Origin of the sequence: Kitasatospora kazusensis, assembly GCF_039529945.1 — a bacterium.
In the GTDB taxonomy this organism is placed as follows: domain Bacteria; phylum Actinomycetota; class Actinomycetes; order Streptomycetales; family Streptomycetaceae; genus Kitasatospora; species Kitasatospora kazusensis.
Window position 1 is genome coordinate 61,822 of sequence record NZ_BAAANT010000001.1, and the last position, 12,306, is coordinate 74,127.

Here is a 12,306-nt window from a genome sequence, read left to right on the forward strand (position 1 = left end):
CCGGAGTGGCCGACGGGGGGCGCGGTGCGGCGCGGCGCCGTACCTTCCGTTTCGCGCAGTTCTCCCCCAGCCTTCGGCCGGGTGGTACCCCCACGCGCCCCTCGGGTGGTTGCCCGTACGCGTCCGGTGAACCCTCGGGGGCGCGGGGAACTGCGCGGCCAGGCCACTACGGAGGTGGGCGGTTGCGCGCGCCCCCGGGTGGTTGCCGTGAGCCCCTGCACGGGCCGAGCGCCGGGCGTCCGGCACAATCGTGGGCGGGTGCGGCCGATGCCGTGCCGTGGATCGCGAGGGTGTGGTGGGCGTGAGGCTGGCCGGTGAGTACGGGATGCCGCCGGAGTGGACCCTTGGCCGGGTCTTCACCGAGTGGCAGTGGGAACCGGTGGTGGCCGTCCTGGCGGCGCTCGCCCTGGCGGGCTACCTGCTCGGGGTGGCGCGGCTGCGGCGGGCCGGTGAGCCGTGGGCGGGCGGGCGGACCTTCGCCTTCGTGTCCGGCGTCGCGCTCTGGGTGTTCACCACCTGCTCCGGGATCGGGGTCTACGAGCGGGTGCTGTTCACCGACCGGGCCGTGCAGGCGGTGGTGCTGCTGATGGTGGTGCCGCTGCTGCTGGCGATGGGCGCGCCGGTCACCGCACTGGTGGAGGGCTTCGCCGGGCGGCACCGCGACCGCGTCCTGGCGGCGCTGCGCGGGCGGGTCTCCAAGGTGCTGATGTTCCCGCTGGTGTCGACGGTGCTGCTGGTGGTGCCGCCGTGGCTGCTGTACTTCACCGACTGGTACCGGCTCTCGCTCACCACCGACTTCTACAACGTGCTGTTCCACGTGGCGTTCGTGGCGTTCGGGCTGGCGTACTTCTGGCCGAGGCTCCAGATCGACCCGGTGGGCCGGCACTACCACCCGATGATCGGGGTGGTGATCACCGTCACCGAGGTGATCTTCGACGCGGCGCTCGGGTTCATCCTGGTCTTCGGCTCGCACCTGCTGGTGCCGGACTACTGGGCCGCGCTCGCCCGCCCCTGGGGCATGTCCGCCCAGCAGGACCAGTCCTGGGGCGGTGCCGTCCTCTGGGGGCTCGGGGACATCGCAGGGCTCCCGTTCATGGTCGCGCTGATCGTCCGGGTGATCCGCGAGGAGCGGGTCCGGACGGTGCAGGTGGACCGGGAGCTGGACGCGCAGGAGGCGGCCGAGGCCGAGGCGGCGGAGGCGAGGACGGCGGTCGAGACGGGCCCGGCCGAGGCGTCCGAGGAGCAGGACCGCCCGTGGTGGGAGACCGATCCCCGGTTCGCGGGCCGCTACGGCAAGTAGCGGCCCGCGCCCGCCCGGCCTCAGTTGACGCAGGGAATGCCGCCCGCCTTCACGGCCGGGCCCTGCATCGGCAGCGCGCTCTCCGGCTCGTCGGAGCCGTCGGAGCCCGGCGTGCTGCCGGCGCCGGTGGCCGGCGGACCGGCGTAGCTGGAGCCGAGGACCACCACGACGTGCCCGGCGGGCGCGCTGTCGGAGGCCGTCGCGGCCACGCCGTACCGGGCGGCGACCTGCTCGGCGGCGGCCCGGGCGCCGCTGCCGTAGCCGACGGTGGTGCTCTTCGGATGGCTGCCGGACGTCCCGATCCGGCCCTCGGTGAGGCCCAGGGCGACCAGCGCCCGGGACTCCGCCCCGGCGGCGTGGCCGACCGAGGAGGCGTTGAACACGTCGACCGTGCCGGTGAGCCGCTCGCCGCCCGGCGCGGCGGTCGCCGCCGGGGCCGTCGCCGCCGGGGTCTCGGCCGCGGTGGCCGCGGTGGCCGCAGTGGCCGCGGGTGGCGGCGGCGCCGGGTCGTGCCCGGTGAGCTGCTGCACGATCCGCTTGATCAGCGCCGGGTCGACCGTGTTGACGGCCTCGCCGCCGACGGTCTTGAAGCCGGAGATCGGCAGCGTGTTGAACTCGACGTTGCCGCCCGTCAGGTTGGGCGCCTGCTGGGCGAAGTCCAGGATGTTCCAGGAGCTGTCCAGCACCACGTCCTTCTTGACCACGTCGAACAGCGACTGCATCCGGCCCAGGTCGCCGAAGACGCCGTCCTGCTTGAGCTTGTACTCGACCGAGGAGATGAAGGCCTGCTGCCGGTGCGTCCGGTCCAGGTCGCCGCCCGGCAGGTTGTGCCGCTGCCGGACGAAGGAGAGCGCGTCCGAGGCGTTCAGCGAGCTGATCCCGGCGGGCAGCCTGAGCCCGGTGCCGCCGCCCTCGCGGGTGGCCGTCCGGGAGACGATCGGGTCGCTGACCGCGTTGTTCAGACAGACCTGGATCGGCTCCAGCGCCTTGGCGATGTCGTAGAAGCCGATCAGGTTCACCTCGGCGAAGTGGTCGATCGGGATGCCGAGGAACTGCTGAACGGTGGCCAGCGTGGACTTGCGGCCCGCCTCCCGGCTCTGCCGTTCCAGCTCGGCGTGCGAGAGCTTCTTGCCGCCGAGCTTCTGCTCGGCCGCGTACTTGGCGATCTCGTACGCCTCCTTGATCTTGTGCATCCTCCCGTCGGCGCCGACGGTCTGCACGTAGTCGTCGCGCGGGATGGAGAGCGCGGTGACCTTGCCGCCGTTCGCCGGGATGTGCATCACCATCAGGGTGTTGGTGTTGTAGCCGCCGATGTTGCTGCTGCTGCCCGCGTGCAGGTCCTCCGAGACCACGTTGTCCGGCAGCGGGTTGCCGTCCATGTCGAACCGGCTGTCCAGGCCGATCAGCAGCAGGTTGACCGAGTTGTCCAGGTGCGGCGGCGCGCCCTTGCGGATCGCCTCCACCGCCTGCGAGGTGGACAGGCCGTCGGTCAGCGAGTGGTAGGCGTACCAGGTGAAGCCGCTGGTGCCGAGCACCGCGAGCGAGGCCGTACAGGCGGCCACCCGCCCGGCGGCGACCAGCGGGGAGACCCGGCCCCGGCCCCGGCCGCTCTGCTGCTCAGCCATGATGGTGCCCCCGGCCGCGCCCGATCCGCACCAGCACCACGGCCAGCGCGGCGCCGAGCGCCACGACCATCACCGGGAAGCCGGTGATCGTCCAGCGGGCCGCGCCGGTCGCGACGCTCCTGGCGTCCCGGTACTTCCCCGCGTTCGCGAGCAGTTCGGCGACGGCGGTCGCGGCCAGCACCACGGGCGGCCCGGCCGGTACCACCCACCACCAGCCGGCCCGCCCGACCAGGGCGGCGGCACCGGCGCAGCCGAGGACGGCGCAGACCGCGAAGAGCAGCCCGACCCCCGGGCCGAAGGCCTCGTCGACCCCGGCCCCGAGCAGCGGCAGCCCGATCAGCAGCACGGTGGCCGGCCATCCCCGGCCCCGGGCGGCGCCCGCCCCGGGCGGCCGTCTGCCGCGCGACCGGCGCGCGGGGCGGTCCGCCTCGTCCCGGGAGCGGTCGTGCGCGCCCCGGGACGGTGGGGGCACCTGCTCCGTCAGCCCGCGATCCCGGTCTCCGACGGCCACGCCCGCCGACTGCTCTGCCATGCGTCTCACCCTTGTCCGGTCGTCCTGTCCGGTCCTCCGCAGGGCGCCGCCCGGGCCGCTTCGGCCCGGCCGCCGGGACCGGGAGTACGCCCGTCCCCGTGCCGGGCGTCCCACGACCCACCGTCGGTGACGGCGGCCCCGTTGATTAACGACCCCGCAGACGGTTGGTATCAGGGCAGGTCGATCCGCCCGGTTCCGCGCGACCCCGGCTCGCCGGGGTGGACCCCGGACGGCCGTCCCGGACGAGGGGACGGCCGTGGGTCCGTCGTCGAATCCCCGTCCGGCGGCGGTGAGGACGTTCGAGCGGCCGTGCGGCGGCCTGCTCCTCGTCCGGGAAGGCCGTCCGGGTGCTGACAGTGCCGACGGTGCTGATGGGGTCAGGCGCCGAGGAAGGACTCCAGGGCGGTCGCGAAGGCCACCGGGATCTCGTACATCGGGTAGTGGCCGGAGTTCGGCAGGACCTCCAGCTCGGCCTCCGGGTAGTGGGCGAGCCAGCTGCCGCGCATCGCCTCGGCGGTGAGCGCGAGGTCGTGCTCGCCGACGAAGACCTTGACCGGGAGACGGGAGCCCGCGATCTTCGCGGCGAAGTCGAGGGTGCTCCAGTCGTCCAGGTAGGCGGCGACGGCCTCCGGGCGGGAGCCGTCGACCGACCGGGCGGTCATCCGGTCCAGCCAGACGGCGTTCGCCCGGTTGCCGGTCACCAGGTCCAGGATGGCGCGGCGGTTGGCCGGCCGCTCCGCGGCACCGTGGAAGAGGTCGTACGCGTCCCCCTCCAGCGGGTACGCGGAGGCGGGCACGGGCGCGATGCCGACGAGCTTGCGCACCCGGTGCGGGGCGGCGGCGAGGACGTGCTGCGCCGCCTTGCCGCCCATGGAGTGCCCGACCAGCGAGAAGGTCTCCCAGCCGAGCCGGTCGGCGAGCTCCAGGACGTCCCCGGTGATCTCGGCGAGGGTGAAGTCGCCCGGGACGTCGGCCCGTTCGCCGTAACCCCGGTAGTCGAGGAAGGCGTAGCCGAAGGCGCTGCCGTCCAGGTAGTCGAGGAACGGGCCCCAGCCCGAGCTGGTGCCGAACCAGTCGTGCAGCACGACGACCTTGTGCGCGCCGGTGCCGACGGTGCGATGGCTGATCATGGGTGACTCCCGATGAAGGTGTGTGGTGTGGACTTCAGCCTGCCCCGGCGGCGCGTGCGGCGAACCGGTCCGCCGGGGTGCGGGTGGGCCGGAAGGGGAAGGAAAGTGACGGAGGGTCAGCAGATTCCGCCGGGGCCGCTGCCCACACGGCTCCGCGCAACCGGGCAGGCGGGCGGGCCGGATCGCGTAGCGTGGAGAGTTATGCGACTCGGTGTGCTCGACGTAGGCTCCAACACCGTCCACTTCCTCGTGGTGGACGCCCACCCCGGTGCGGCCCCGCTGCCCGCGTACTCCCACAAGGCGGAGCTGCGGCTGGCGGAGCTGCTCGACGCCGACGGCGCGATCACCGAGGCCGGGGTCGACAAGCTGGTCGGCATGGTGGCGTCCTCGATAAGGGTCGCCGAGGACAAGGGCGTCGTCGACCTGCTCCCGTTCGCGACCTCGGCCGTCCGGGAGGCCGCCAACGGCGAGGCGGTGCTGCGCAAGGTGGCCGACGAGACCGGCGTGGAACTGCGGGTGCTCTCCGGGCAGGACGAGGCCCGGCTGACCTTCCTCGCGGTCCGGCGCTGGTTCGGCTGGTCCTCCGGACGGCTGTTCAACCTCGACATCGGCGGCGGCTCGCTGGAGATCGCCTGCGGCATCGACGAGCAGCCCGACGTCGCCTGCTCCCTGCCGCTCGGCGCCGGCCGGCTCACCGCCCGGCTGCCCGGTGACATCGCCGACCCCGACGACGTCCGCGAGCTGCGGCGGCACATCCGCGCGGAGATCGCCCAGGCGGCCGGTGAGTTCGCCCGGCTCGGCCCGCCCGACCACGCGGTCGCCACCTCCAAGACCTTCAAACAACTGGCCAGGATGACCGGCGCGGCCGGAGCGGACGCCGGACCGCTGACGGCCCGGCGCCTCAGCCGGGCCGGCCTCTCCGCGTGGGTGCCCCGGCTGGCCGCGATGACCGTCGCCGAGCGGGCCCGGATCCCCGGCGTCTCCGAGGGCCGGGCGAGACAGCTGCTGGCCGGGGCGCTGGTCGCGGACGCCGCGATGGACATCTTCCGGCTGGAAGAACTCGACATCTGCCCCTGGGCGCTGCGCGAGGGCATCATCCTGCGCCGCCTCGACGCCCTCGACGGCCACGGCGAACGCCGGCCCGCGCTGGTGGGATGAGAGCTCCGCTCGGTTCACCAGGCGCTCAGGGTTACCCCAAGGGGCGCGGGGAACTGCGCGAAATCGGGAGTGACGGTGGGGTGCCTTCCGCGTTCGCGCAGTTCCTCGCGCCCCTGGATAGTGCAACCTCGGGTGAGCTGCGCAGCTGCAACCTCGGGTGGGCGGTGCGGCTGCGAGGCGCGGTCCCATTCCGTGGTGCGGGCGCCTACGCTGTTTCCCGTGGCGGAACCAGCGGACGAGGACGGATCGCAGGCGGGCCGTGCTGCCGGGAGCGGTGCCGGGCGGCCGCGGGCGGCCGGAACGCGGCGGGCCCGGGCGGGTGCCGCGGCCAAGCAGGCCACCGGCCGTACGGCGAATGCGGCCAAGGCAGCGAAAGCGGCGAAAGCGGTCAAGGCGGTCAAGGCGGTCAAGGCTGTGCGGGCCCCGAAGGCAGCCAAGGCCGCCAAGGGAGCCAAGGCAGCCAAGGCCGCCCCGCTGCTGCGCACCACCGACCGCCTGGTGCTGCCCCCGCATCCCGAGCTGTACGTTCCGGACACCAAGGTGCTGCTCTCCACCGCGTCGGTCTACCCCGAGAGCACCGCCACCGCCTTCGAGCTCGCCGCCGCGCTGGGGTACGACGGTGTCGAGGTGATGGTCTGGAACGACCCGATCAGCCAGGACATCGAGGCGCTGCGCCGGCTCTCCGACGCCCACCGGATGCCGATCCACGCCGTGCACGCGCCCTGCCTGCTGATCACCCAGCGGGTGTGGACCACCGATCCGTGGACCAAGCTCGTCCGGGCCCGGGCCGCCGCCGAGAAGCTCGGCGCGGACACCGTGGTCGTCCACCCGCCGTTCCGCTGGCAGCGGCAGTACGCCCGGGACTTCGTGGAGGGGATCGGCCGGATGGCGCAGGAGACGGACGTCCGCTTCGCCGTGGAGAACATGTACCCCTGGCGCTACCGGGACCGCGAGGTGCTCGCGTACGCCCCCGGCTGGGACGTCACGGACGAGGAGTACCGGCACTTCACCATCGATCTCTCGCACGCCTCCACCTCGCGGATCGACGCGTTCGAGATGGCCGACCGGATGGGGGAGCGGCTGGCGCACATCCACCTCGCGGACGGCACCGGCTCCGGCAAGGACGAGCACCTCATCCCCGGGCGCGGTGACCAGCCCTGCGCGAAGCTGCTGGAACGCCTGGCCCGTACGGGTTTCGGCGGTCACGTGGTGCTGGAGGTCAACACCCGGCGCTCGGTCTCCCCCGCCGAACGCGAGGCCGATCTGGCCGAGGCGCTGGCCTTCACCCGCCTCCATCTGGCCACGCCTGCCCGCGTACGATGATCGCGAAACCCAGGGGGAGAAGAGAAATGACGGACCTTCAGCGCGCGCACGCCCAGTCCTTCGGCGCGGTGGCCGCGGAGTACGACGCGGCCCGGCCCTCCTACCCCGACCGGCTCTTCGACGAGATCGAGCGGCTGGCCGGGCGCCCGCTGAAGGGTGCCGACGTGCTGGACGTCGGCGCCGGGACGGGCATCGCCACCCGCCTGCTGGCCGGCCGTGGGGCCCGGGTCACCGCCGTCGAGCCGAGCCCCGGCATGGCCGCCCAGCTGCACGCCGTGAGCCCCGGCATCCCGCTGGTCAAGGGCAGCGGCGACGACCTGCCGTTCCACGACGCCACCGCCGACCTGATCACCTACGCCCAGGCCTTCCACTGGACGGACCAGCGGCGCTCGATCCCCGAGGCGATGCGCGTCCTGCGCCCCGGCGGCTCGCTCGCGCTCTGGTGGAACGTCAAGGACCGCGAGACCGCCTGGGTGGCCGCCCAGGAGGACCGGTTCGCCGCCGCGCTGCCCTCGTACCACTACTACGGCGCCGCCAACGCGATCGTCGACGAGCTGAGCCCGTACGGGCTGGCACTGGGGACCGCCACGCTCCGCTGGGAGCGTACGGTCACGGTGGAGAGCGCGATCACCGACCTGCGCTCCAAGTCGTACTTCGCCGTGGTGCCGGCCGAGCAGCGCGAGCGGGTGCTGGCGGACGAGCGGGCGGCCCTGCTCGCCGAGTTCCCGGACGGGCGGCTCGTCGAGCCGTACCGCCTGGAGCTGACCGTGGCGACCACCGTCCGGCCGGTCCGGCCGGTCTGACCGGATGGCGGACGTTCTGTCCGTCCGCTGGACCCAGGGCGTAGGCTCGACAGCCTCAGCGGCCCTGCACCTTCCACCACCGCAGGCGGCCGCGAACAGCCTCCGAAGGAGTGGAGCACAGTGCCCGAGCTGAAGTCCCGTACGGTCACCCACGGTCGCAACATGGCAGGCGCCCGGGCGCTTCTGAGGGCGGCCGGCGTAGCCCGCGAGGACTTCGGCAAGCCGATCATCGCGGTGGCCAACTCCTTCACCGAGTTCGTGCCGGGCCACACCCACCTCCAGCCGGTCGGCCGGATCGTCTCCGAGGCGATCCAGGCCGCGGGCGGCATCCCGCGCGAGTTCAACACCATCGCGGTGGACGACGGCATCGCGATGGGCCACGCCGGGATGCTGTACTCGCTGCCCTCGCGCGACCTGATCGCCGACTCGGTCGAGTACATGGTGAACGCGCACTGCGCGGACGCGCTGGTCTGCATCTCCAACTGCGACAAGATCACGCCCGGCATGCTGATGGCCGCGCTGCGGCTCAACATCCCGGTGGTCTTCGTCTCCGGCGGCCCGATGGAGGCCGGCCAGGCCGTGCTGAAGGACGGCACCGTCCGCAAGCTCGACCTGATCAACGCGATCTCCGACGCCGTGAACGAGAACGTCTCGGACGAGGACATCGCGATCATCGAGGAGAACGCCTGCCCGACCTGCGGGTCGTGCTCCGGCATGTTCACCGCGAACTCGATGAACTGCCTGGCCGAGGCGATCGGCCTGGCCCTCCCCGGCAACGGCTCGGTGCTCGCCACCCACACCGCCCGCAAGGAGCTGTACCAGGCGGCCGGCCGGAACATCGTCGAGATCACCGAGCGCCACTACCACCAGGACGACTACTCCGTCCTGCCGCGCAACATCGCCACCCGCGCCGCGTTCGAGAACGCCATGGCGCTGGACATCGCGATGGGCGGCTCGACCAACACCATCCTGCACCTGCTGGCCGCCGCCCAGGAGGCCGAGCTCGACTTCGACATGCGGGCCATCGACGCGATCTCGCGCCGTGTCCCGTGCCTGTCCAAGGTCGCGCCGAACGGCAAGTACTACATGGAGGACGTCCACCGGGCCGGCGGCATCCCCGCCATCCTCGGCGAGCTCTACCGGGGCGGCATGCTCAACGAGGACGTGCACACCGTGCACTCCGGCTCGCTCGCCGAGTGGCTGAAGACCTGGGACATCCGGGGCGGCTCGCCGTCCCCGGAGGCCGTCGAGATGTTCCACGCCGCCCCCGGCTGCGTCCGCTCCGCGACCGCCTTCTCGCAGTCCGAGCGCTGGGACACCCTGGACACCGACGCCGAGAACGGCTGCATCCGCAGCGTCGAGCACGCCTACTCCACCGAGGGCGGGCTGGCCGTGCTGTACGGCAACCTCGCCGAGGACGGCTGCATCGTCAAGACGGCCGGCGTGGACGAGTCGATCTGGACGTTCAGCGGACCGGCCGTGGTGGTCGAGTCGCAGGAGGACGCGGTGGACGCGATCCTCACCAAGCGGATCAAGGAGGGCGATGTCGTCGTCATCCGCTACGAGGGCCCCAAGGGCGGCCCCGGCATGCAGGAGATGCTCTACCCGACCTCCTTCCTCAAGGGCCGCGGCCTCGGCAAGGCCTGCGCGCTGATCACCGACGGCCGGTTCTCCGGCGGCACCTCCGGCCTCTCGATCGGGCACGCCTCGCCCGAGGCGGCCTCCGGCGGCACCATCGCGCTGGTCGAGGACGGCGACGTCATCTCGATCGACATCCCGGGCCGCTCGGTCAGCCTGGAGGTCTCCTTCGAGGAGCTGCACGAGCGCCGCCTGAAGCTGGAGGCGGAGACCGGCTACCGCCCGAAGAACCGCGACCGCCAGGTCAGCCAGGCCCTCAAGGCGTACGCCGCGATGGCCACCTCCGCCGACAAGGGAGCCGTCCGCGACGTCAGCAAGCTCGGCTGACGCACACTGGACAGTGGAGGGAGCCGCCCCGGCGAGGGGGCGGCTCCCTCTGTCGTAGTCCCCTCCCCGGGGGCGTCCGGGCCATAATCGGACCCGTGACCGAGCAGAGCACCCCCCAGCCCACACCCGCCGGAGCCCCCGAGCCGGAGGCCGTCCGATGGTTCGGCACCAGCTGGGTGGAGCGCGGCTCCGACTACTGGCTGCGCCGCGTCCTGGTGCCGATCGGCGCCCTGGCCGCCGCGGTGGCGGTGGCCTTCGTGCTGCGCTTCGGCGTGGACGGCGTGAAGGTGTCGAACTCCGGCGGCTTCGTCTACGGGCTGCTGCTCGCCGCCATCGCGGTCTGCTCCTGCCTGGCCGCCCTGCGCACCTGGCGGCTGCTCGCCGAAGGCCGCGACGCGCTCACCGGCTGGATGGCCGACGACAAGTCCCTCGCCGCCGTCTGGGTGATCGGCTGCGTCGGCGCGCTCGTCGCGTACTTCGTGCGCAGCCTCACCGAGGCGCCGGGCGAGGCCGTCGCCCGGGCCCGCTACCGGAAGGCCACCGAGCGCCACGCCCGCAAGGCGGGCCGCCCCGGCCGCCCCGGCGGGAAGCCGGGGAAGGCCGGGAAGCGGAAGGGCTGAGGAGTCAGCTCCGGGTGAGCGAGCCGCAGCCCTCGCCGCCGGGCGCGAGCGGGTGGCTGTGGTCGTACGGGTCGGTGGGGGCCTCGGTGCTCGGCTTCTCCGTCCCGGCGGCCGAGTCGGCGAAGGAGGTCTCCAGGAAGCCGTCGCCCATGGTGCAGACGTTGTCGCTGAAGTCGCTCAGCCCCTTGTCGAGGGTGAGCTTCGCGGGGTTCGCGGCGTAGCGGGCGGGGTCGTAGAACCTGAAGTCCTGCGTCCGCCGCACGATCTCCCGCTCGACCTCCGGGCCGCCCACGCCGGTCAGCCAGGAGACCGCCTTGGTGTCGGCGGGCGCGCTGCCGTGCGGCGCCCCGGGGGCGGCACTGGGCGACTTGCCGACATCGGGGCCCGGGCGCAGCGCGTAGACGAAGGTGTAGTCGGTGTGCACCAGCACACCCTTGTCGCCGTCCCCCTCGAACGTCATCCGGCCCTGGACCTTCACCGTCGCGGTGACCGGGATCGACAGCCGGGGGTTGAAGCGGCTGAAGTAGTTCGTCGGATCGTCGGCCTCGGTCGGATGGGCCAACGACTTCTCCACGGCCGTCCGGCTGCTCACGTCGAGCAGGTCGAGGGCGGCCTGGGGGGTGGTGCCGGCGACGGTCTGCGGGTCGATGTTCGCCGCCACCAGGAAGCTCTTGACGGTCTTCAGCTGCGCCGCGACCTCGTCCTTGCCGAAGGTGCCCACCGCCAAGGCATCCGGCACGGCGATGCCCGCCGCGCCCTCCGGCCAGCTGAGCGCGGGGGAGCCGTCCCAGGGGTGGTCGACGCTCGCCGTGCCGGGTGCGGCGCTCGGCGGCGCGGTGGGGGCGGCGGTCTCCGGCGGCTGGAGGACGACCGGCCGCTGAGGGGCCTGCGCCTTCCCGCCCATCTGCAGGCCGAGCAGCGCCAGACCGATGACGCAGGCGACGATCAGCACGGTCTGCCAGCCCCGTCCGAGCCGGGCGCCGAGCCGGCGCAGGCTGCGACGGCGGCGCCGGGTGGCGAGGTTCACCGGCTTCACCGGGTCGTGCCGGTGCGGGACGGGCTCCGGGGGTTCGCGCTGCCACTTCGCGGCGAGCATCCGGGCGCGGCCGGACTGCTCCTTCACGGTGGCACCCTTGACGAACTCCTCGTCCAGGACCAGCCCGGCGAACGGGTCGTCCTGCGGCCCGTCGGAGGGGCGCTCTGGATCTTCTGCTATCGGCACGCGGTCAGTATGCAGATTCCCGCCGACAGCCCTTCAGCCGGGTGGCCGAGCCGTCAGGGTTCGGTGATCATTCTGTGGTGGTAGCACCTGTTTCGTACGGTCGGCCCGCGTGCTGCCGGCCCTCGCACCGGGCCGCTTCACCGGGCCGCGCAGGCGGTCACTTCATCCGCCCGTCCGGCCAGCGGAGTGCGGGGGAGGCGGGCCACGGACCGCTGGGGGTGGTGGACGGCGACGCGGGGGGACCGTCCGTCCCGGCGGGCCCGCTCCGGACCGGCCGCGGGGCCGGGGACTGTCCGCCGGGCCCGATGCCCAGGCCCAGCAGGGACAGGCCGCCGACGCACAGCACGATCAACAGAGTCTGCAGGCTCCGACCCGGCCCGGCACCGGCCCGCCGCAGAGCGGGGGGCTCGCGCCGCCGCTGCGCGGTGAGCATCCGGGCGCGCGCGGACTTCTCCTTCACGGTGGCGGCCCGGACGAAGTCCTCGTCCAGGACCAGCCCCTCGAACGGGTCGTCCGGCGGCCCGTCGGCGGGGCGTTCCGGATCTTCGGCGGTCGGCACGCGGCCAGTATGCAGCGGACCCTCCACGAGCCCGCCACCGGCCCGACGGGTTTGCGGCCGACCCGTGCG

At 73.3% G+C, this 12,306-nt stretch carries 11 protein-coding genes; 6 read left to right on the forward strand and 5 right to left on the reverse strand.

The features are described 5' to 3' along the window. Nucleotides 1-301 precede the first annotated feature (301 nt). Nucleotides 302-1,300 carry a cytochrome c oxidase assembly protein gene (locus ABD330_RS00275; protein ID WP_344459399.1) on the forward strand — a complete coding sequence of 333 codons (999 nt, stop codon included), beginning with the start codon at nucleotides 302-304 and terminating at the stop codon, nucleotides 1,298-1,300. A gap of 20 nt (nucleotides 1,301-1,320) precedes the next feature. On the opposite strand, the gene ABD330_RS00280 is transcribed toward ABD330_RS00275, so the two are convergent. The 3 genes from ABD330_RS00280 to ABD330_RS00290 form a co-directional block, all read right to left on the reverse strand. After that, nucleotides 1,321-2,925, reverse strand: a complete 1,605-nt coding sequence (locus tag ABD330_RS00280; protein WP_344459401.1) for an LCP family protein — start codon at nucleotides 2,923-2,925, stop codon at nucleotides 1,321-1,323. After that, nucleotides 2,918-3,457 (reverse strand): DUF6542 domain-containing protein, encoded by a 540-nt coding sequence (locus ABD330_RS00285; protein ID WP_344459403.1) that lies wholly within the window; start codon nucleotides 3,455-3,457, stop codon nucleotides 2,918-2,920. Before ABD330_RS00285 ends, ABD330_RS00280 begins: the two co-directional genes overlap by 8 nt. Nucleotides 3,458-3,834: 377 nt before the next feature. Next, a complete protein-coding gene (locus ABD330_RS00290) occupies nucleotides 3,835-4,587 on the reverse strand; it encodes an alpha/beta fold hydrolase (protein WP_344459405.1) in 753 nt (250 codons plus the stop codon). A gap of 201 nt (nucleotides 4,588-4,788) precedes the next feature. On the opposite strand from ABD330_RS00290, the gene ABD330_RS00295 reads away from it, so the two are divergent. From ABD330_RS00295 to ABD330_RS00315, 5 genes are all read left to right on the forward strand, one after another. After that, nucleotides 4,789-5,745, forward strand: a complete 957-nt coding sequence (locus tag ABD330_RS00295) for a Ppx/GppA family phosphatase (protein WP_344459407.1) — start codon at nucleotides 4,789-4,791, stop codon at nucleotides 5,743-5,745. 519 nt (nucleotides 5,746-6,264) lie between these two features. Further along, complete coding sequence (locus ABD330_RS00300; RefSeq protein ID WP_344460008.1) at nucleotides 6,265-7,068, forward strand: sugar phosphate isomerase/epimerase family protein; 804 nt, start codon at nucleotides 6,265-6,267, stop codon at nucleotides 7,066-7,068. Between the two features lie 26 nt (nucleotides 7,069-7,094). Next, complete coding sequence (locus ABD330_RS00305) at nucleotides 7,095-7,871, forward strand: class I SAM-dependent methyltransferase (protein WP_344459409.1); 777 nt, start codon at nucleotides 7,095-7,097, stop codon at nucleotides 7,869-7,871. Between the two features lie 120 nt (nucleotides 7,872-7,991). Further along, on the forward strand, nucleotides 7,992-9,836 hold the full coding sequence (gene ilvD, locus ABD330_RS00310; protein WP_344459411.1) for a dihydroxy-acid dehydratase: 1,845 nt from the start codon (nucleotides 7,992-7,994) through the stop codon (nucleotides 9,834-9,836). 95 nt (nucleotides 9,837-9,931) lie between these two features. After that, a complete protein-coding gene (locus ABD330_RS00315) occupies nucleotides 9,932-10,456 on the forward strand; it encodes a hypothetical protein (protein WP_344459413.1) in 525 nt (174 codons plus the stop codon). 4 nt (nucleotides 10,457-10,460) lie between these two features. On the opposite strand, the gene ABD330_RS00320 is transcribed toward ABD330_RS00315, so the two are convergent. Continuing rightward, nucleotides 10,461-11,678, reverse strand: coding sequence for an SCO2583/SCO2584 N-terminal domain-containing protein (locus tag ABD330_RS00320; RefSeq protein ID WP_344459415.1), 1,218 nt, complete (start codon nucleotides 11,676-11,678; stop codon nucleotides 10,461-10,463). A gap of 157 nt (nucleotides 11,679-11,835) precedes the next feature. Beyond that, nucleotides 11,836-12,237, reverse strand: coding sequence for an SCO2583/SCO2584 N-terminal domain-containing protein (locus ABD330_RS00325; RefSeq protein WP_344459417.1), 402 nt, complete (start codon nucleotides 12,235-12,237; stop codon nucleotides 11,836-11,838). Nucleotides 12,238-12,306 lie beyond the last annotated feature (69 nt).